Source organism: Streptomyces sp. Edi2 (genome assembly GCF_040253635.1).
GTDB lineage: Bacteria > Actinomycetota > Actinomycetes > Streptomycetales > Streptomycetaceae > Streptomyces.
The window spans coordinates 5,763,923-5,783,456 of record NZ_JBEJGX010000003.1 but is presented as its reverse complement, the minus strand read 5'-3'; the positions used below and the strand labels follow the sequence as shown (position 1 = coordinate 5,783,456).

The 19,534-nt window shown below is 72.6% G+C and carries 16 protein-coding genes; 7 read left to right on the top strand and 9 right to left on the bottom strand.

Annotation, left to right across the window (positions count from 1 at the left end):
• Positions 1-189: 189 nt before the first annotated feature.
• On the bottom strand, positions 190-528 hold the full coding sequence (locus ABR737_RS28925) for a hypothetical protein (protein WP_350253444.1): 339 nt from the start codon (positions 526-528) through the stop codon (positions 190-192).
• 109 nt (positions 529-637) lie between these two features.
• Here ABR737_RS28925 and ABR737_RS28920 point away from each other — a divergent pair, with 109 nt between their 5' ends.
• A complete protein-coding gene (locus tag ABR737_RS28920) occupies positions 638-1,072 on the top strand; it encodes a hypothetical protein (RefSeq protein ID WP_350253442.1) in 435 nt (144 codons plus the stop codon).
• A 187-nt stretch (positions 1,073-1,259) separates the two neighbouring features.
• Here the strand turns inward: ABR737_RS28920 and hutH are convergent, their stop codons facing one another.
• From hutH to ABR737_RS28895, 5 genes are all read right to left on the bottom strand, one after another.
• Positions 1,260-2,804 carry a histidine ammonia-lyase gene (gene hutH / locus ABR737_RS28915; protein ID WP_350253440.1) on the bottom strand — a complete coding sequence of 515 codons (1,545 nt, stop codon included), beginning with the start codon at positions 2,802-2,804 and terminating at the stop codon, positions 1,260-1,262.
• Between the two features lie 119 nt (positions 2,805-2,923).
• Positions 2,924-4,105, bottom strand: coding sequence for a GGDEF domain-containing protein (locus ABR737_RS28910; RefSeq protein ID WP_350256956.1), 1,182 nt, complete (start codon positions 4,103-4,105; stop codon positions 2,924-2,926).
• A 695-nt stretch (positions 4,106-4,800) separates the two neighbouring features.
• On the bottom strand, positions 4,801-5,622 hold the full coding sequence (locus ABR737_RS28905) for an enoyl-CoA hydratase/isomerase family protein (RefSeq protein WP_350253438.1): 822 nt from the start codon (positions 5,620-5,622) through the stop codon (positions 4,801-4,803).
• 173 nt (positions 5,623-5,795) lie between these two features.
• Positions 5,796-7,001 (bottom strand): adenylate/guanylate cyclase domain-containing protein, encoded by a 1,206-nt coding sequence (locus ABR737_RS28900; protein ID WP_350253437.1) that lies wholly within the window; start codon positions 6,999-7,001, stop codon positions 5,796-5,798.
• A gap of 689 nt (positions 7,002-7,690) precedes the next feature.
• The gene (locus ABR737_RS28895; RefSeq protein ID WP_350253435.1) at positions 7,691-8,593 is read right to left on the bottom strand and encodes a biotin--[acetyl-CoA-carboxylase] ligase; all 903 of its coding nucleotides are present in this window, start codon (positions 8,591-8,593) and stop codon (positions 7,691-7,693) included.
• A 131-nt stretch (positions 8,594-8,724) separates the two neighbouring features.
• On the opposite strand from ABR737_RS28895, the gene ABR737_RS28890 reads away from it, so the two are divergent.
• From ABR737_RS28890 to ABR737_RS28865, 6 genes are all read left to right on the top strand, one after another.
• A complete protein-coding gene (locus tag ABR737_RS28890; protein ID WP_350253434.1) occupies positions 8,725-10,314 on the top strand; it encodes an acyl-CoA carboxylase subunit beta in 1,590 nt (529 codons plus the stop codon).
• 37 nt (positions 10,315-10,351) lie between these two features.
• Positions 10,352-10,564: an acyl-CoA carboxylase epsilon subunit gene (locus ABR737_RS28885; RefSeq protein ID WP_350253432.1), complete on the top strand. Its 213-nt coding sequence runs from the start codon at positions 10,352-10,354 to the stop codon at positions 10,562-10,564.
• A gap of 129 nt (positions 10,565-10,693) precedes the next feature.
• A complete protein-coding gene (mmpB, locus tag ABR737_RS28880) occupies positions 10,694-10,822 on the top strand; it encodes a morphogenic membrane protein MmpB (protein WP_328384907.1) in 129 nt (42 codons plus the stop codon).
• A 136-nt stretch (positions 10,823-10,958) separates the two neighbouring features.
• A complete protein-coding gene (locus ABR737_RS28875) occupies positions 10,959-12,443 on the top strand; it encodes a peptidoglycan D,D-transpeptidase FtsI family protein (protein ID WP_350253431.1) in 1,485 nt (494 codons plus the stop codon).
• Between the two features lie 44 nt (positions 12,444-12,487).
• Positions 12,488-13,102, top strand: a complete 615-nt coding sequence (locus ABR737_RS28870) for a nucleoside triphosphate pyrophosphatase (RefSeq protein ID WP_350253430.1) — start codon at positions 12,488-12,490, stop codon at positions 13,100-13,102.
• Positions 13,103-13,333: 231 nt separating this feature from the next.
• Positions 13,334-13,900: a DJ-1/PfpI family protein gene (locus tag ABR737_RS28865; protein WP_350253428.1), complete on the top strand. Its 567-nt coding sequence runs from the start codon at positions 13,334-13,336 to the stop codon at positions 13,898-13,900.
• A gap of 94 nt (positions 13,901-13,994) precedes the next feature.
• Here the strand turns inward: ABR737_RS28865 and ABR737_RS28860 are convergent, their stop codons facing one another.
• The 3 genes from ABR737_RS28860 to ABR737_RS28850 all read right to left on the bottom strand — a co-directional run bounded on the left by ABR737_RS28860 (position 13,995) and on the right by ABR737_RS28850 (position 19,455).
• A complete protein-coding gene (locus tag ABR737_RS28860) occupies positions 13,995-16,094 on the bottom strand; it encodes a protein kinase domain-containing protein (protein ID WP_350253427.1) in 2,100 nt (699 codons plus the stop codon).
• A 110-nt stretch (positions 16,095-16,204) separates the two neighbouring features.
• Positions 16,205-18,445 carry a protein kinase domain-containing protein gene (locus tag ABR737_RS28855; RefSeq protein WP_350253426.1) on the bottom strand — a complete coding sequence of 747 codons (2,241 nt, stop codon included), beginning with the start codon at positions 18,443-18,445 and terminating at the stop codon, positions 16,205-16,207.
• Between the two features lie 8 nt (positions 18,446-18,453).
• Positions 18,454-19,455, bottom strand: coding sequence for a serine/threonine protein kinase (locus tag ABR737_RS28850; protein WP_502964391.1), 1,002 nt, complete (start codon positions 19,453-19,455; stop codon positions 18,454-18,456).
• Positions 19,456-19,534 lie beyond the last annotated feature (79 nt).

The following is a 19,534-nucleotide window of genomic DNA, read 5'->3' as shown; positions in this document are numbered from 1 at the left end:
GACTACCGACCTGCTGGACCGCCCGACTGCCGATGTGCCGGGCTGCCGGGCTACCCGGCAGCCGACAGCCACACCGGTCACACCAGCCACACCCCGGCATCGGCCACACCGGCCACGTCATGGGCCCCCGTACGGCGCGCAGCCGTACGGGGGCCCTATGGGTTCGGGCGGCGGGACGAGGTGCGGCGGTCAGCCCTCCCCGTCCGCGTCGTCCGCCAGATCCCACTCCGCCGCGTTCCACTCGGCGTCGGGGTCGTAGTCGGTCAGCTCCTCACTGCTCCACGAGGCCTGGGCCAGTTCGGTGCCCGGCACCGAGGAGACGAGGTCGAACGGATCGATCAGGTGGGCCAGTGCCTCCGCCGGATCCTCCTTGACCGTCTCCAGGGACTGTCTGCGCTCCTCGTCGGGCAGCGACGGGTCGCCGTTGATGTGATCGAGGGCCGCGCCGGTCAGCTGCGGGGCGTCGGCAACCTCCATGATCAGTTCCACATGAAGGCGCACAAAACGTGATGTCTCACCATTGCTCATAGCACGGAGGTTAGGCATGGACGGGTCCTGACTTCCCCGCGACCCGCGGCGGTCACTAACATCTGAGGTCAACGGCCAATTCGCCGAACCCACAAGGGGGATCGCTTCCGTGACCGCACGACGTCCACTGCTGACCGCCGCAGCCGCGGGATCGGTACTGTTCGCCCTGTGGTTCGTCCCCTCCGCCAATGCGAGCGCGGGACATGACGGAGCGACAGATTCCGGTCTGCGGACGGCATCCGCCGCGACCGGTCCCGGCCTGGCCGACCGGCTGAGCAGCAGGGCGGCAGCGGGCCCCGGCGGCGGTTCCACGACGACCACCCCGCACCACAGCGGCACGGGCACCGGCTCCGGGACGGGCACGGGCACCGGAGCGGTCTCCGACGCCGACGACGGCGGCTCCACCGGCACCCGGCCGCACCTCCTCGCCGACACCGGCAGCCCGGACACCACGCCGTACGTGATCGGCGGCGCCGCCTGTCTCGCGCTCGGCGCCGGGCTGGTCAGCTACTCGGTCCGCCGCACCCGCGACGACGCTGCCTGAGCCTCCCCCCCCCGGAGATCGGGAAGACCCCCTGGGGACGGCGAGCGGGAACCCCCTACCAGGGGCGGAGCACGGCGAGACCCCTTAGAGACGGAGCGCGGGGAGACCCCGTAAGGGAGACACCCCTTAGGGACGCCACCCCTGGGGAGGACGGCGGGGCACCCCGGCCCCGGCCCCGACCCCGTCGTTACGCCAGCTCGCCCGTGACCGACTCCACGGCCGCCACCAGCTTCCCGGCCCGCACGAACGCATACGCGCCCTCCAGATCCGGCGCCAGGAAACGGTCCCCGCCCGGGCCCTGGATACCGGCCGCGCGCACCGCGTCCAGCACGGCGCGGGTGGCGGGGGCAGGCGTCAGCCCCTCGCGCATCTCGATGGCGCGGGTCGCCGCGTAGAGCTCGACGGCGACGATCCGGGTCAGGTTGTCGACCGCGGTACGCAGCTTGCGCGCCGCCGACCAGCCCATCGAGACATGGTCCTCCTGCATGGCGGAGGACGGGATGGAGTCCACCGAGGCGGGCGCGGCCAGTCGCTTCAGCTCGCTGACCAGGGCGGCCTGGGTGTACTGGGCGATCATCAGCCCGGAGTCGACACCCGGGTCCCCGGCCAGGAAGGCGGGCAGTCCGTGCGAACGGTTCTTGTCCAGCAGCCGGTCCGTACGGCGCTCGGCGATCGAACCGAGGTCGGCCGCGGCGATGGCCAGAAAGTCCAGGACGTAGGCAACCGGGGCGCCGTGGAAGTTGCCGTTGGACTCGACCCGTCCGTCCGGCAGCACCACCGGGTTGTCGACGGCCGCGGCGAGCTCGCGGTCGGCGACCAGGCGGGCGTGGTCGAGGGTGTCCCGGCCGGCGCCGGCGACCTGCGGGGCGCAGCGGATGGAGTAGGCGTCCTGGACGCGCGGGGCGTCGTCCTGGTGGTGGCCGGTGAAGCCCGAGCCCGCCAGCACCTTGGACATGTTGCCCGCCGAGGCGGCCTGCCCGGGGTGCGGGCGGATGGCGTGCAGCTCGGGCGCGAGGACCTTGTCCGTGCCGAGCAGCGCCTCCAGGGAGAGGGCCGCGGTGATGTCCGCCGAGGTGAACAGCCGGGCGAGATCCGCGCAGGCCATCACGAGCATGCCGAGCATGCCGTCGGTGCCGTTGAGGAGGGCCAGCCCCTCCTTCTCGCGCAGTTCGACGGGCTCGATGCCGTGCACGGCCAGCAGCTCGCCGGCCGGCCGCACGACGCCGTCGGGGCCCTCCGCATCGCCCTCGCCCATCAGCGTCAGGGCACAGTGCGACAGCGGCGCCAGGTCACCGGAGCAGCCGAGCGAGCCGTATTCGTGCACGACGGGCGTGATGCCGGCGTTGAGTATGGCGGCCATGGTCTCGACGACGAGCGGGCGGACGCCGGTGCGCCCGGAGGCGAGCGTCTTCAGCCGCAGGAACATCAGCGCGCGGACGACCTCACGCTCGACCCGCGGGCCCATGCCGGCCGCGTGCGAGCGCACGATGTTGCGCTGGAGCTGCACACGCAGCTCGGGGCTGATGTGCCGTACGGCGAGCGCCCCGAAGCCGGTGGAGACGCCGTAGACGGGGTCGGGCTTGGCGGCGAGTTCGTCGATGAAGGCGCGGGAGGTGGCAACGGCCGCAAGGGCCTCCTCGGACAGCTCGATCCGGGCCGCGCCGCGGGCCACCGCGATGACGTCCTGTGCGGTCGTGCCGGAGGTTCCCAGCACCACAGTGTGCATATCCATATTCAGGCACCCTAGAGACTGAATCGCCGGATGTCACCACCAGGTTTGGGGATCACCCCTTACGGGGCGTAGGCAAGGAACCCGGGCCTGCGCAAGGAACATGGCACGGAACATGGCACTCACCTCCGGAAGCGGCGGCGCTCCGGCCCCGACCGCCGGTCCGGGGCGTCCGCGAGCCGGACGACGGGGTCATCCTTGCCGCCGTGCCGCCCGGCGACCACCGGCTCACCCGACCGCGCCGCCTTGGCCTTGTACTGCGCGGCGTCCGCGAGCCGGAAGAGCCGGCGGGCGCTGCGCACCGGCCCGATCGGGTCGCCGGTCGAGGCGACTCCGACCGCCACCCCTTCACCGAGGTCCAACTCCCCCGCCCGGTCGCACAGTTCACCGGCCACCTTGACCACCTCGTCGGCCGGCGGGCCCACCGCGAGCAGGCAGAACTCATCGCCGCCGAGCCGGGCGGCCAGCATGCCCGGCAGCATCGCCCCGCACAGGGACAGCACCGACCCGAAGCGCTCCAGCAAGCGGTCCCCGACCGCATGGCCGCGCGAGTCGTTCACCCGCTTCAGCCCGTTGAGGTCACACACCACCAGGCTGACCACCACCTCGTCCCTGCGGTGCAGCTCCAGCGCCTCGTCCAGCCGCATATCGACGGCACGACGGTTGGCGAGGCCGGTCAGGGAGTCCGTGAAGGCCAGCCGGCGGACCTCCGCCAGCCGCTCGGTCTGGGCGATCCCGGCGGCCGTCACCGCGGCGAGCACACTCGCGAAGTCGGCGTCCGGCCGGCCGAAGACCGGCTCGCCCGTCCGCCGCGCGACATACAGCTCGCCCCACGCCCGGCCGTGCAGCACGATCGGCGCGACCACGCAGCAACCCCGTCCGCGACGGCGCAGCGCGGCCACCCGCTGCGGGTTGGCGCCGCCGACCCCGTCCCTGACCCCGCTTCTACCGCTACTCCCGTTTCCACCCCCGCCTCCGTCCCCGCCCCGCCACTGCGCCGCGGCCGCGGGCACCGGGCCGTCGTGCGGCTCCTCAGCGGTCTCCACCCAGGCACTGGGCTCGCCACCGCCCGCCCACTGCTCGTGCAGGAAGCCGACGATCTCCGGGAATTCATGGACGGGGTAGCTCTCGTCGTCCGGGAACTCCTCCTCGTCGGCGGCGAGTTCGCCTACGTTGACCAGCACGCGCAGCTTGCCCAGCTCGCGCTCCCACTTCGAGATGGCCGCGAAGGATCCCCCCAGGGCCTGGCGCACTCCCTGCGCCGCGGCGTGCGCCGAGTCGCGCGGTGTATGCGCGGCCGCCATCGCCTGCGCCAGCTCCACCACGGCCCGCAGCCTCGCATCGCCCTCGCCCGTCACCGGATCCTCGCATTCCGTCACCGTGAGCACGCTCCGTTATTACAGCGTAGGAATGTTTAACCCCTTTCGCCCCTTTCCGTAGGTGATTGACACCTAGGCGTTATTCGCGTCGTTATCGGCGCCGCTCGTCGCTTGGCTCCTCGGGTCGCTCCTGGCCCAGGGGCGGGACGGGACGGCCGCCGTTGTTCGTCTCGGTGACGGCAACGGGGACGGTGGGACGGCCGCCGACGGAGTTGGCCGGGAAACCTGCGACGCCCGTGTCAGTGACGGCAACGGGTACGGGGGACGGCCGCCAACGCCCATGTCGGTTGTCTGTGACGGCAATGGGTACGGCGGGACAGCCGCCGACGACATAGGCCGGAGGGGATGCCCGGTGCCCCGCCCGCAGGACCGGAGCGAACGCCGGGGCACTCTATGCCACGTACCAGGGCCGCCCGCGCCGTGGGGGCACCTCCCGGCCGAAGGCTGGGGGAGGGGTACCGGGCATCCCCTCCGGCCCCCCACCCACGGCGGAGACGCGCGACACCGGCCCCCACCCACGGCGGAGACGCCCGACGCCGGCCCCCACCCACGGCGGAGACGCCCGACGCCGGCCCCCACCCACGGCGGAGACGCGCAACGGCAGCCCCCACCGGCCAACGTCACTCCCCAGGCCACTCCGGTTCACGCTTCTCGTTGAAGGCCGCCACACCCTCCGCCCGATCCCCGGAGAAGGCCACACTGCGCCAGGCGCCGTCCTCCACCTCCAGACCGGCCCGCAGATCCAGCCCGTGCCCGAGACGCATCGCACGCTTGGCGGCACGCAGCCCGACCGGCGAATGACGCGCGATCGTGGCCGCCAGCTCCAGCGCCCCGGCCCGGTCCTGCCCGTCCGCGACCAGCCGGTCCACCAGGCCCAGCTCCGCGGCCTCGGCCGCCCGTACCCGCCGCGCGGTGAAAACCAGCTCGGCGGCCCGCGCCGCACCCACCCGGCGCGGCAGCAGCTGGGTGCCCCCACCGCCGGGGATGACGCCCACCGACACCTCCGGCAGCCCCACCTCCGCCGTACCGTCCGCGACGATCAGATCGCAGGCGAGCGCCAGCTCGAAGCCGCCGCCGAGCGCGAAGCCGTGCACCGCCGCGATGGTGGGCATCGGCAGCTCCAGTACGCCGGTGTACGCGGCGCGGGTGTGCGGACGCTGGCGCATCAGGTCCGCGTCCGTGAAGGAGTTGCGCTCCTTGAGGTCCGCGCCCACGCAGAACGCCCGCTCGTGGGTGGAGCTGAGGACCACCGCCCGTACGGAGCGGTCCGCGGCCAGCTCGGCGCAGGCCTGCGCCAAGCTGTCGGCCATGGCCGTCGAGACGGCGTTCATGGCCTTCGGGCGGTCCATGATCAGCTCCGCCACGTGGCCGTTGTGGCCGTGGCGCTCGACGGCCACCCAGCCGTCCGCGCCGAATTGTTGCCGTTGCCCCTGCCGTTCCATGCAACCCTCCCTGTTAACGGGCGTTGACCTGACGTGGGGATCATGCCAGGTGGGTGGCCTGGGGGACAGGGACGGGACGGCGGCTCGGGCCGGAGGGCTCTCTGGGTTGGGGCTGGGGCTGGGGCTGGGCCTGAGGCTGGGCCTGGGGCTGGGCCTGAGGCCGAGCCTGCGGCTCAGTCGCCGGTGCCCTGAACTGGGCGGCGGCTCAGCAGCCAGGGTTCGACCACACCCAGGCCTCGCACCGGTCGCTGCCACATCGGCTGGAGGGCGAAGCGGTACGACGGCGGCGGGGCGCCGGTGCCCTCCGCGGCCGCCTTCTCCGCGGCCGCGGCGTCGGCCTCGGAGACCGGCGCGTCACCGATACGGCCCAGTTCCTCGGCGAACGCCTCGTCCACCAGCACGGTGTCCTTCGGCGCTATCGAGGTGAGGCGGCTGGCGAGGTTGACCGTCGTACCGAAGACATCGCCCATCCGGGTCGTGACGGTGCCGAAAGCGATGCCGACCCGCAGCTCAGGCATCGTCTCGTCATTGGTCATCGTCTCGATCAGCCGGAGCCCGATCTCGGCGGCGATACCCGCGTCGTCGGCGGAGAAAAGGACCTCGTCGCCGAGGGTCTTGATGAGCCGGCCGCCATGCGCGGCCACCAGGTCGGAGCAGGTCGTCTCGAACGCCTCCACCAGCTCGCCCAGCTCCTCCTCCTCCAGGCGGCGGGTCAGACGGGTGAAACCGACCAGGTCGGCGAAGCCGACGGCGAGGCGGCGGTCGACCATTTCCGCGTCGTCCTGGGCCCGGACGACGCGGCCGGTGGCGGCGGCGAGCTGGCGGCGCCAGACGTAGACCAGGAACTCCTCCAGCTCGGGGAGCAGCAGCTCGACCAGCGGGTAGGTGATCTCCGTCCGGGTCAGGCCGGAGTCCTGCGGCTCGGTCAGGCCCTCCAGGAAGGAGTCGATCTGCCAGTCGGCGAGACGGGCGGTGGTCTGGCCCGTGGAGCGGGCGACCTGTACGGCCATGGCCTCGCTCAGCAGGCCGGCCTCGACGAGGCCGGCGAGCCGGCGCAGGGCCAGCACATCGGCCTCGGTGAGGGCCTTGACCTGGCCGATGTCGGCGAAGCCCATGGCCCGCCAGAAGCGGGCCGCGAGGTCCATGGAGACGCCGGCGGCGCGGGCCGCCTGGAACGGTGTGTAGCGGCGGTCGGCGCCGAGGATGAGATGTTCGAGGCGGACGGCGATGTTGTTCTCGTCGCCGTTGGCGGTGGTCTCGCCCCTGCCGGTGGCGGTGTCGCCCCAGCCGCGTGCGGGATCGTCGACGGGGACGTCGCGCACGGCGTCGTCCTCGGTGTCCATGTCGCGCGGGGTGGCGCCCGAGTCGTCGGCGGTCACCGGCCGCTCCCTGTCCGATCCCTGCGCACTGCCCTTCCGATCACTGCTCGCCGGTGGTCCGCTCCCTGGCGGACCGCCTCAACGATACGGCAGGTGTGCTCTGGCTCACTCTCACATGTTGGCTATGGACAAGGAAGTGGTGGGGGTGGGTCGGCGCGGCGGGGGGTGTGGTTCGGTGCGGTTCAGTGCTGTTCAGCGGGTGGTGGGGGCCGGTGTCGCGCGTATCCGCCGTGGGTGGGGGGCCGGAGGGGACGCCCGGTACCCCTCCCCCAGCCTTCGGCCGGGAGGTGCCCCCACGGCGCGGGCGGCCCTGGTACGTGGCATAGAGTGCCCCGGCGTTCGCTCCGGTCCTGCGGGCGGGGCACCGGGCATCCCCTCCGGCCTACGTCGTCGGCGGCCCTCCCGCCGTACCCATTGCCGTCACAGACAACCGACATGGGCGTCGGCGGCCGTCCCCCGTACCCGTTGCCGTCACTGACACAGGCGTCGCGGGTGTCCCACCCGACTCCGTCGGCGGCCGTCCCGCCGTACCCGTTGCCGTCACTGACACGGGCGCCGCCGGGCGGCCCACCCCACTCCGTCGGCGGCCGTCCCGCCGCCCCCGGTGCCGTCACGGAGACGAACAACGGCGGCCGCCCCGGTAGCCGTCACTCATACAGCCCCCGGTGGGCGCCCCGCCCGATCTGCCGCTACGCCTCCGTAGCCGGGCGCAAATGGACGATGTCCCCTGCGCCCACCGGCTGCTGTACGCCGTTTGCGGTGGCCAGTACCAGGCGGCCGTCGGCGTCGATGGCTACGGCCTCGCCGGTGATGGCGGTGTCGCCGGGGAGCTCGGCGCGTACGGAGCGGCCGAGGGTGGCGCAGCCTGCGGCGTAGGCCTCGTGGAGGCCGCTGGTGGCGGGGTCGCCGTCGGCGGACTGCCACTGGGTGTACCAGTGCTCCAGGGAGCGGAGTACGGCGCGCAGCAGCGGGTCACGGTCGGTGGTACTGGCGCCGGCCAGGGTCAGTGAGCCCGCGGCGGGCACCGGGAGTTCGGCGGCGGTGAGGGAGACGTTGAGGCCGATGCCGATGACGACGCCGGGGCCGGCGCGTTCGGCGAGGATGCCGCCCACCTTGCGTTCCGTGAGGGTGCCCCCGGGACGCAGGGCGTCGGAGTCCGCGGAAGTTACCAGCAGGTCGTTGGGCCACTTGAGGGCCGTGTCGACGCCGGCCGTCCGGGAGAGGGCGGCGGCGGTGGCGACTCCGGTGAGCAGGGGGAGCCAGCCCCAGCGCGCCACGGGGACTTGGGGGATGAGGTAGACGGAGAGGAAGAGGCCCGAGCGCGGGGGCGCCGACCAGGTGCGGTCGAGGCGGCCGCGGCCGGCCGACTGCTCCTCCGCGATGAGGACGGCGCCCTCTGCCTCCCCTTGTGCCGCGCGGGCCGCCAGGTCGGTATTGGTGGAGCCGGTGGCGGAGACGACGTCCAGGGCGGTCCAGAGCGAGTCGGGCCGTACGAGGGCGCGGCGCAACGCCGTGGCGTTCAGCGGAGGGCGGCCCAGATCGCTCCAGCGACCGGCATCTTTGTCCCGGTTTTCCGGTGGTTGAGACGTCATGGGGCCAGCCTAGGTGTGGTCAACGACGCAGTGCCGCTGAGCAGTCCCGCCGATACGCTACGGATCGGTAGCCAATCCCGTACCACCCTCAGTACGAGCACCAGTCCAGGACGAGCAGGAGCCGCATCCCGATGTCCGAGCCGGAAGCAAACATCCACACCACCGCGGGCAAACTGGCGGACCTGCAGCGGCGGGTCGAAGAGGCCACGCATGCCGGTTCCGCCCGTGCGGTGGAAAAGCAGCACGCAAAGGGAAAGTTGACGGCGCGTGAGCGCATCGATCTGCTGCTGGACGAGGGCTCGTTCGTCGAGCTGGACGAGTTCGCGCGGCACCGGTCGACCAATTTCGGGCTGGACCAGACCCGCCCCTACGGCGACGGTGTGGTGTCCGGCTACGGCACGGTCGACGGCCGCCCGGTGGCCGTCTTCTCCCAGGACTTCACGGTCTTCGGCGGGGCGCTGGGCGAGGTCTTCGGCGAGAAGATCGTCAAGGTGATGGACTTCGCGCTCAAGACCGGCTGCCCGGTCATCGGCATCAACGACTCCGGCGGCGCGCGCATCCAGGAAGGCGTGGCCTCGCTGGGCATGTACGGCGAGATCTTCCGCCGCAACACCCATGCTTCCGGTGTGATCCCGCAGATCAGCCTGATCGTCGGCCCGTGTGCGGGCGGCGCGGTCTACTCCCCCGCCATCACCGACTTCACGGTCATGGTGGACCAGACCTCGCACATGTTCATCACCGGTCCGGACGTCATCAAGACGGTGACCGGTGAGGACGTCGGCTTCGAGGAGCTGGGCGGCGCCCGTACGCACAACACCACCTCCGGTGTGGCGCACCACATGGCGGGGGACGAGAAGGACGCCATCGAGTACGTCAAGGGCCTGCTGTCCTACCTGCCGTCCAACAACCTCTCCGAGGCGCCGGCCTTCCCGGAGGAGGCGGACCTGGAGACCTCGGACACGGACCGCGAGCTGGACGTCCTGATCCCGGATTCGGCCAATCAGCCGTACGACATGCATGTCGCGATCGAGCATGTCCTGGATGACAACGAGTTCCTGGAGACCCAGGCGCTGTTCGCGCCGAACATCCTGACCGGCTTCGGGCGGGTCGAGGGCCATGCGGTCGGTGTGGTCGCCAACCAGCCGATGCAGTTCGCGGGCATCCTGGACATCAAGGCCTCGGAGAAGGCCGCGCGGTTCGTGCGGACCTGCGACGCGTTCAACGTTCCGGTAATCACCTTCGTGGACGTGCCCGGCTTCCTGCCCGGCACCGACCAGGAGTGGGACGGGATCATCCGGCGCGGCGCCAAGCTGATCTATGCCTACGCGGAGGCGACGGTCCCGCTGATCACGGTCATCACGCGCAAGGCGTTCGGCGGCGCGTACGACGTCATGGGCTCCAAGCACCTGGGGGCGGACCTCAACCTGGCCTGGCCGACCGCGCAGATCGCCGTCATGGGCGCCCAGGGCGCGGTCAACATCCTGCACCGCCGCACGCTGGCCTCGATCGAGGACCAGGCCGCGCAGGACGAGCGGCGCCAGGAGCTGATCCAGGAGTACGAGGACGCCCTGCTCAACCCGTATGTCGCGGCCGAGCGCGGCTACATCGACGCGGTGATCATGCCGTCCGAGACGCGCCGGCACATCGTGCGCGGGCTGCGCACGCTGCGCAACAAGCGCGAGGCGCTGCCGCCGAAGAAGCACGGCAACATTCCGCTCTGACCGGCACAACCAGAACCAGCGAAGGAGGGCCGTTTCGGTGATCAGGGTCGTACGGGGCAATCCCACACCCGAGGAGCTGGCCGCCGCACTGGCGGTGGTGCAGGTCCGCGCGGCGGCTGCCGCTTCCGTCGCGCCCGAGGGAGCCGATCGCGGCACCGAGTGGTCGGATCCCGCGTCCACGGTTCCGGCGCGGGCGCGGATGCCGCACCCCGGCCCGCGGGCCTGGCGGACGAGCTACTGGCCGCACTGACCGGCCGGTATGGGCGCGGTGACCGGCCGCGTCAGGTCGGTGCATAGTGCATTGACTAGTCCATTGTGCCCGTGGCGCCTGAGTACGCGTACTCAGGCGCCACGGGCACATCGGGCTCAGGATCGAGACATGCTGTGGTCAGATCCGCCCGATGAGCCTCCTGAGGAGCTGCGCGATGTGCAGGCCAAGCTCCGCAGAATGGGCATCGTGCTGGCCGTGGTCGCGGTGGTGCTGATGGTTCTGATCTCGGGGAGGTAGCCGTTCCCGTCCGCGGGGAGGTAACCCTCACAGTTTCCGCTCGCAACCATCACCGCTGAAACAGCCTCTTTCTCTCTCGACAGTGCAATTCGGGCGGCCGGCCGCGGAGCGGCGTCCAGCCGGGAGTGGGAGAGCGATGAACAGGCCGCTGAGGCATATAGCCGTCTTCTGCGGGGTGCTGGTGCTGGCCCTGCTGGCCCGCGCGACATGGGTCCAGTTCGTCCAGGGCGACGAACTCGCCAACGATCCCCACAACCGGCGCGTCAAGATCGAGGCGTTCTCCTACCCGCGCGGCAACATCATCGTCGGCGGCAAGCCGGTCACCGGCTCGGTGGCGACCTCAGGTGACTTCAAGTACAAGCGGACGTACAAGGACGGCCCGATGTACGCGCCGATCACCGGCTTCGCCTCGCAGGCGCAGGGCACGACCTTCCTGGAGGGCATCTACAACAAGGTGCTCAGCGGCAAGGACGACCGGCTCGCCTTCAACCGCGCCCAGGACATCCTGACCGGCAAGAAGCCGCGCGGCGGCGATGTCGTCACCACTATCGACCCCAAGGCGCAGAAGGCCGCGTACAAGGGGCTGACCGACCTCAACGCCAAGGGTGCGGTGGTCGCCCTCGACCCGCGCGACGGCCGGGTCCTCGCGCTCGCCTCCACCCCCTCCTACGACCCGTCGGTGTTCGCCGGCATCTCCAACGCCGAGAGCCGGAAGTTCAAGGAGATGGACACCGACAAGACCAAGCCGCTGAGCAACCGGGCGCTGCGCGAGACCTATGCGCCCGGCTCCACCTTCAAGATCCTCACCGCGGCGGCGGCCCTGGAGAACGGCGTGGTGTCGGACATCGACGCCCCCTCGAACGCACCCGCTCCGTACCAGCTCCCGCAGAGCACGACGAAGATCGGCAACGATGTCCCGGGCGCGCCCTGCGACAAGGCCTCGCTGAAGACCGGCATGCAGTGGTCGTGCAACAACGTCTTCCTCGACACCGCGCTGAAGGTCGGCAAGGACAAGATGCGCGAGACCGCGGAGAAGTTCGGCTTCAACTCCGACGTCTACGACAAGGAGCTCGGGGACATGCTGGCCAGCAAGAGCCTCTACCCGGACAAGCTCGACAAGCCGCAGACCGCGCTGACCGGTATGGGCCAGGGCAGCCTCACCAGCACCCCGATGCAGATGGCGATGGTGGCCGCCGGGCTCGCCAATGACGGCAAGGTGATGATGCCGCACATCGTCGACGAGCTGCGCGGCCCCGACCTGTCGACGATCGAGAAGATCAAGCCGAAGCTGAAGTCCCAGGCCGTCTCCGCCGACACGGCGAAGAAGGTGCAGCAGATGATGGAGTACACGGCCAACGAGGGCACCGCCTCGAAGGCCAAGATCGACGGCGTGACGGTCGGCGGCAAGACCGGCACCGCCCAGCACGGCGCGAACGTCAACGACGAGCGCCCCTACGCCTGGTTCGTCTCCTACGCCAAGCAGAGCGACGGCTCCTCCCCGGTCGCGGTCGCCGTCTTCGTCGACCCCAAGGACATGGACATCCCCCGGTCGGAGATCGCCGGCGGCAAGCTGGGCGGGCCGATCGCGAAGTCCGTGATGGAGGCGGTGCTGAACAAGTAGTCCGGGCGCCCCGGCGGGGCCCGCGGCTCCGTACGATGGCGGACATGACCGAAGAGCCCCGCCCCCGCCGTCTCGTCCTCGCCTCCCAGTCCCCCGCCCGGCTGGCCCTGCTGCGCCAGGCCGGGCTGGCGCCCGAGGTCATCGTCAGCGGCGTCGACGAGGATGCGCTCACCGCCGCCACGCCCGGTGAGCTGGCCCGTGTCCTGGCCGAGGCCAAGGCCACCGCGGTCGCCGCCCGCCCGGAGGCCGCCGGTGCGCTGGTCGTCGGCTGCGACTCGGTCCTGGAGCTGGACGGGCGGGCGCTCGGCAAGCCCGCCGATGCCGAGGATGCCACCGCCCGCTGGAAGTCCATGCGCGGCCGCTCCGGCATCCTGCAGACCGGGCACTGCGTCATCGACACGGCGGCGGGCGGCCGCCAGGTCTCCGCCACCGCCTCGACCACGGTCCGCTTCGGCGAGCCCACCGACGCCGAGATCGCCGCCTACGTCGAGAGCGGCGAACCGCTGTTCGTCGCGGGCGCCTTCACCCTCGACGGCCGCTCCGCCCCCTTCATCGACGGCATCGACGGCGACCCCGGCAATGTCATCGGCCTCTCCCTGCCGCTGCTGCGCCGTCTGCTGGCCGGCCTGGACGTGGCGATCACGGAGCTGTGGACCTGAGCGGCGCTGCCCGGCTCCGGGGCGGGCCGGCGGGCGGGTAGGTCCGGGGCGCCGGCGGGCGGGGCGGGCGCGTCGGCGGGCCGACGGGCCGGGCGTGTGAACGGGCGGGACGGGCGTGTGGGCGAGCGGGACGGCGCGTGGGCGGGCGCGTGGGCGGACGACGCATTCGAGGGCGCCGAGTGGGGAACCGATGGATCCGATACGGCCCCTGTCCTGTGAGGAGTCCGCACCATGCCCAAGATCCTGATCATCGCCGGTGACGCCACCGAGGACCTGGAGTTCTTCTACCCCTACCAGCGGATGCTGGAGGAGGGGTACGAGACGCAGGTCGCGGCCCCGTCGCGGAAGAAGCTGCGGTTCGTGGTGCACGACTTCGTCGAGGGCTTCGACACCTACGTCGAGCGCGAGGGCCACTCCTGGCCGTCCGACCTCGCCCTGTCCGAGGTCGACCCGCAGGAGTACGCCGCGCTGGTCCTCCCGGGCGGCCGGGCGCCGGAGTACCTGCGCAACGACTCCGACTACCGCCGGGTGGTCACCCACTTCTTCGACGAGGACAAGCCCGTCGCCCACATCTGTCACGCGGCCACCACCCTGGCCCCCCTCGGCGTCCTCAAGGGCCGCCGGACCGCCGCCTACCCCGCCTGCGCGCCGGATGTGGCGATGGGCGGCGGGATCTTCGTCGACGGCCCTGCGGTCGTCGACGGCAAGGTCGTCTCGGCGCGGGCGTGGAACGACCAGCCGGAGTGGATGCGGGCGTTCATGGAGGTGCTGCGGGAGCATGCGCCGGTGAAGGGCTGAGCGGCCCGGCCCCCCATGCGGTCCGGCCGGGCACCGGCCCCGGCCGGACCGAGGCCCGTCCCCGGCACCCCCGGGCCCCGGCGCACCCTGGCACTCAGGGCACCGGCAGCGCGTAGAGCGACGTGCCGTGGAGGACGAACACCCGGTTGCCGTCCGCCACCAGCCAGGAACGCTCGGCCGCGGGGAGCTTGTACGTCAGGACGGGGACGTCGGTCGACAGATCCGCGGCGAACACCTTGTACCAGGGGTCGCCCTCGATGGACCAGAGGGCGCGCCCGTGGATGAACACCGGGAGCCCGAGGATGCTCTCCCCGTTCCCGCCCTGGATCTCGCTGCCGTCGCCGGTCTTCCTGATGCTGGGCCATCTGCCGTGCGCGGCGCAGACGGTGCGGTCGTCGAAGACCGTCGCCGGACCCCAGTCCTCGTGCTTGTCCCAGGCATCCCGCTTGTCGACCGACCACAGCTTCTTGCCGTCGCGGATCCGGCGGGCGGTGAGCGTCTTGCCGTTGAGGTAGACGGTGGTGCCGTGGACGGCCGGGCGGATCAGGCCGCCCCCTTGGCCCGGCAGGTCCCACACCTGGTGGCCGTCGGCCGTGTCGACGGCGAACACATTGCCGTCGCCGGTGGACAGGACCAGGCGGCCGTGGGCGACGGCGCCCGGCGGCTCGACCTTGGTGCGGTAGCCGGCGGCGATCTTCGCCGTCCAGCGGATCGTGGCGTCGGAGCTCCGGACGGCGCGGAGTTGATGGTCCTTCGTCAGGACGTAGACCGCCTCGTCGTCGGCGGCCAGCAGGACGCTCGCCCCGGCGTCGGCGGTCCAGCGGGGCTCGCCCGTCGACGCGACGAACGTGCGGATCGTGCCCTTCGTGTCGAGGGCGGCGATCAGCCGGTCCGAGAGGGAGAGGTAGCGGCCGGTCGCGCTGACGCCGCGGGCGGCCCAACGGCGTTTGCCGTCCACGACGTTGTGGGCGGCGATCCCGCCGCCGCGGGCGCCGAAGACGATGACGTCCCGTACGGGCAGCGGCGCGGGCGTGTCGTCGGCGAGGACGTCGACCGGGCCCCACAGCGGCTTCACCTCGCCGCCGCTGAGGTAGTCGCCGTTGTCCGCGTCGAGCACATGCGCCTTCGGGGTCCTGGCGGCGGGCGGAAAGGCGAAGAGATCGCGCTTCGCGGCCGGTTGCCGCGGCTCACGGGGCCACCAGACCGCCGCGGCGCCGCCGCCCGCGGCCAGCACCGCTCCGCCCGCCGCCAGGCCCGTCAGCAGCCTGCGCCGGGTCACCGGACGACCGGAGCCGCCGTCGGGCAGGGTCGGCGCGGTCAGATCGTGGATGCCGCGTTCCCGCTCCTTGATCGCCTCGGCCACCGGGCCGCGCCCCCAGGCCCGTTCGGCGCCGCGCGGTGGTGCGAAGGCGGCGGCGATCTCGGCGGGCGCGGGCCGGGCGGCCGGGTCCTTGGCGAGGCAGGGGGCGATGAGGTGCCGCAGGGCTTCCGGGACGCCGTCCAGGTCGGGTTCGTCGTGGACGACCTTGTACTGGAGGGCGGCGATGTGGGAGGCGTCGTAGGCGCGATGCCCGCTGGCCGCGTACACCAGGACCGCGCCCAGGGAGAAGACATCGGCCGAGGAGGCCACGCGCCGGCCCAGGACCTGTTCGGGGGCGCCGTAGCCGGGGGTGACCGGGACCTGGCCGGTGGAGGTGAGGGTGAGGCCGTGCTCGGGGCGGGCGATCCCGAAGTCGATGACGCGGGGGCCGGCCGACGTCAGGACGATGTTCGGGGGTTTGAGGTCGCGGTGGATCAGGCCGGTGGCGTGAATGTCCGCCAGGGTGCGTGCGATCGACGCGGCGAGGGCGCGCAGGGCCGGTTCGTCGAGGGGGCCGTACGCCTCGACGGCCTCATCGAGGGTCGGCCCGGCCAGGAACTCGGTGGCGATCCACGGGCGGCCGCCCTCGGTCTGCGCCCCCAGGACGCCCGCCACGCCCGTGCTCGTCACGGCCCGTGCGGCCTGCGCCTCGCGGACGAAGCGCTGGGCGAGCTGCGGCGCGTCGGCGAGTTCGGGCCGCAGCACCTTGACCGCGGCCACGGTGCCTTCGGTGTCCTGGCCGACGTAGACCTTGCCCATACCGCCTTCGCCGAGCACACCGAGCAGGCGGTACGGGCCGAGGCGGAGGGGATCGCCGGTGCCGAGGGGGTTCATGGGCGGTGTCCTTCAGGCGGTTCAGGCAGATGCAGGCAGGTGCAGGCGGGTTCAGCAGGATCAGGCGCGTCGTGGCGGGTCGTGGCGGGTCGTATCGCGTGGTGGCGCGTTCAGCGGAGGGGGAAGCCGGCGAGGAAGTCGGGGCCGGAGGCGATGACCATCCCGCTCTTCTCATGGGCGGTGAACCGGGTCCCGCTGGTCTTGTACAACTGCTCGGTGGTGTGCGAGGTGAGGCCGACGGCCCGGAGGAGCTGGTCGGTGTGGCTGTAGGTGTAGGCGTACGCGGAACCGATCACCGGATGGACGACGTGGTCCGCCCGCGGGCCCTCCGCGCTCTTCTCCGCCCATCGCGGCTTTCCGCTTCCGGTGCCGAACGCGACCAGGCCGAGGCCCTTCTCCACCGCGTACAGCACCCCGCCCTTGAGGGCCGGCGGCCCGTACGTCTTCCCGGGGCGGGTGGCGGCCGTGTCCCACGCCTGCCCGCCGTCGCTCAGCCGCAGCGCCCGCAACGGGCCGTAGCCCAGGTAGAGATGCTGGTCGTCGGCCGTGAGCGGATCCCGTACGAGCCGCCGGTCGGCGCCCTTCCACGGCTTGTCCCAGACCACCCTCCCGGTACGGGTGTCGCGGGCCGCGATCCGGACCGTGCCGTCGTTCATCTGCTGCAGGACCACCAGGAGGTGGCCGACGACCTTGGCGGACAGGAAGTGGTTCTCGTCGCTCTCGGCGGAGTGGAACGGCAGCGGGTCGGTCCACTCCGGGCTCCCCGTGCGGAGGTTCACCGCCCTCACGGACCAGGGCAGCTGCCGTTCGTACCGCTTGACCTTCCCGTGTGAGATCGCCAGGTAGGCCGTGTCGCCGGCGACGGCCAGCAACCGGCTGATGAGGCCGTTGTCCCGGTCGTCCGACACCGGGGCGAGGCGCTTGCCTGCCTTGCCCGTGACGAGGTCCACGCGGGCGAGGAACCACGAGACGGACCGCAGCGAGCCGTTCGCGTCACGATGCTCGTCCCTCGCGATCTGATAGACACGGGTGCCGTCCGAGGCGACCTGCCACGAGTCATCCGCGTACAGCGAGAACGTCCACCGGGACGCCCCGGACTTCGCGTCCACACCGCGCGCCCCTGCATTGGCCACCAGGACCACCTGGTCACCGGCGAGCAGGGGCACTTCGGGGTTCTGGTCGTCATCCGGGCCGCCGTACTGCTTCTGCCACACCGAGTCCAGCTTTTTCTTCTTCACCGCGCTGACGCTCGGCCCCGGCTTCGGCTCGGTGTACCCGGGCCCGGTGCCGGGCCCCGGCGCCGGCGCGCTCGCGCCCAGCCAGGCCCACACCCCCGCCCCGGCCCCCGCGACGCCGAGCACCGACCCGGCGCCCGCCATCAGCAGCCCCCGGCGGGACAGGCGGCGGGCGGGGGCGCCGGCGGACGGCACGGTCGGCGGCGGGCCGGGCGGTGCGGGCAGCCGCTGCGGGACCACCTGCCAGACCTCGCTCGCCCGCCGCCCGATCTCGGCGAGCACCACGTCCGGCAACTGGTCGGCGAACTCCCCCGTGCCGTCGTGCAGTTGAGCTGCCAGCTCGGCGGTCGTCGGACGCTGCGCGGCATCCTTGGCCAGACAGTGGGACAGGACGGGGACCAGGGCCGCGGGCACGCCGGTGAGGTCCGGCTCGCTGTAGCGCACCCGGTAGAGGAGGTCGGCCGGCTGCCCGTTGCCGAACGGGCCGCGGCCGGTGGCGGCGAAGACCAGGACCCCGGCGAGCGCGAAGACGTCCCCGGCCGGGGCGTGTTCCTCTCCGGTGGCCTGCTCCGGCGACATGAAGGCCGGGGTGCCGACCGCGGCACCGGCGTGGGTCAGCCGGTCGTCGCCGAGGGCCCGGGCGATGCCGAAGTCGATGACCTTCGGGCCGTGCGCGGTGACCATGATGTTGGACGGCTTGAGGTCGCGGTGGACGACATCCGACTGGTGCAGTTGCCCGAGCGCCCCGCACAGCGCCGCCCCGAGGGCGCGCACCGTCGCCTCGGGCAGCGGACCGGCCTGCTCCACCGCCTCGTCGAGCGGCGGGCCGAGGACGTACTCGGTGGCCATCCACGGGGTTTCGGCGAGCGGATCGGCGTCGACGACCTGGGCGCCGTACCGGCCGCCGATGACCCGGGCGGCATCCGCCTCCAGCCGGAAGCGGGTACGGAATGCGGTCTCCGTGGCGATCCGGGCGTGCATCGTCTTGAGCGCCAGGGTCCGGCCGCCCGGCGAGCGGGCCAGGTAGACGGTGCCCATGCCGCCGCTGCCCAGCCGGGCGATGAGGCGGTACGGGCCGAGGCCGGGCGGGTCGTCATGGGCGAGGGGAAAGGGCATGGCGGGCGTCAGTCCTGGCGTGCGGCGGGCGGAGTCGGGAGGGTGGCGGCGAGCACCTCGGCCGACTGGCGGGCGAGGGCCGCGATGAGCCGTCCTGGCAGCCAACCGGGGCCGAGCGCGGCGGCGGCGCGGCCCGCGGGGTTTCCGGCGGCGTCGAGCACGGTGGCGGGCGGCAGGGGGCCGGCGGCGCCACCCGCAGCTTCGGGCCCGGGTACTCGCGCGCCCTCGTCGGCAATCGGGCTGAGCGCGTCCAGCACCTCGGCGGGGCGCGGCCGGGCCGCCGGGTCCCGGGAGAGGCAGCCCGTGACGACGGTCCGCAGGGCGGCGGGGAGCTCTTCCCGCTCCGGCACGGTGTACCCGGTGGCGGCGTACGCGAGGGTCGCGCCGAGTGCGTAGACATCGCCCATCGGCTGCGGCCGCCCGCCGGCGGCCTGCTCCGGCGGCAGGCTCCCCGACTCCAGGCCGGGCAGCCCGGAGCGCGGCGTGCCGTCCTCGGCCGCGGCGCGCACCGCCCCGAAGCAGGTGAGCCGGGGCCCGTCGGCGGCCAGCAGCACGGCGGCGGGCGACACACCGGCATGGGCCAGGCCCTGCCCGTGCCCGACGATCAGGGTCTCCATCAGGGCCGCGCCGAGCGCCCGTACGGTCCGCTCGGGCAGCGGCCCGCCGTACAGGGCGAGCGCGGTGGGCAGCGGGATCGCGGGGAGGTAGGGGCGGGCGTGCCAGGGCGCGTCGCCGGGCGCGGCGAGTTCGGCGGCCGGTGCGGCCCACGGCCCGAGCAGATAGCGCGAGGCCTCCGCCTCGGCGAGGAACCGCCCGGGGTCGGTCTCCGGCAGCGGGACGCCGATCAGCACCGTACGGTCCCCGTCCGCGCTCCGCCCGATGAACCGCTGCTCCGGTACGGGCACCCCGGACCGCTCGTCATCCAGAGGGCGGAGCACCACGTACGGACCGATCAGTCCCCCGTACCCGGCTCTCGCCCCGCCCGCTTCACCCGCAACTGGCGCATACATCCGCACCATCCCCCGTCCGACGACACCGCGCGTGAGCCTACCCGGGCGTGTCGCGGGGCTCCGGACGGCCTCGATCCGG

Bases quoted from the DNA above. Each gene is read 5' to 3' on its own strand.
- ABR737_RS28925 (WP_350253444.1), bottom strand. From the start codon at position 528: ATGAGCAATGGTGAGACATCACGTTTTGTGCGCCTTCATGTGGAACTG.
- hutH (WP_350253440.1), bottom strand. From the start codon at position 2,804: ATGGATATGCACACTGTGGTGCTGGGAACCTCCGGCACGACCGCACAG.
- ABR737_RS28910 (WP_350256956.1), bottom strand. From the start codon at position 4,105: ATGGCGGCCGCGCATACACCGCGCGACTCGGCGCACGCCGCGGCGCAG.
- ABR737_RS28905 (WP_350253438.1), bottom strand. From the start codon at position 5,622: ATGGAACGGCAGGGGCAACGGCAACAATTCGGCGCGGACGGCTGGGTG.
- ABR737_RS28895 (WP_350253435.1), bottom strand. From the start codon at position 8,593: ATGACGTCTCAACCACCGGAAAACCGGGACAAAGATGCCGGTCGCTGG.
- ABR737_RS28890 (WP_350253434.1), top strand. From the start codon at position 8,725: ATGTCCGAGCCGGAAGCAAACATCCACACCACCGCGGGCAAACTGGCG.
- mmpB (WP_328384907.1), top strand. From the start codon at position 10,694: ATGCTGTGGTCAGATCCGCCCGATGAGCCTCCTGAGGAGCTGCGCGAT.
- ABR737_RS28875 (WP_350253431.1), top strand. From the start codon at position 10,959: ATGAACAGGCCGCTGAGGCATATAGCCGTCTTCTGCGGGGTGCTGGTG.
- ABR737_RS28870 (WP_350253430.1), top strand. From the start codon at position 12,488: ATGACCGAAGAGCCCCGCCCCCGCCGTCTCGTCCTCGCCTCCCAGTCC.
- ABR737_RS28865 (WP_350253428.1), top strand. From the start codon at position 13,334: ATGCCCAAGATCCTGATCATCGCCGGTGACGCCACCGAGGACCTGGAG.
- ABR737_RS28860 (WP_350253427.1), bottom strand. From the start codon at position 16,094: ATGAACCCCCTCGGCACCGGCGATCCCCTCCGCCTCGGCCCGTACCGC.
- ABR737_RS28855 (WP_350253426.1), bottom strand. From the start codon at position 18,445: ATGCCCTTTCCCCTCGCCCATGACGACCCGCCCGGCCTCGGCCCGTAC.
- ABR737_RS28850 (WP_502964391.1), bottom strand. From the start codon at position 19,455: ATGTATGCGCCAGTTGCGGGTGAAGCGGGCGGGGCGAGAGCCGGGTAC.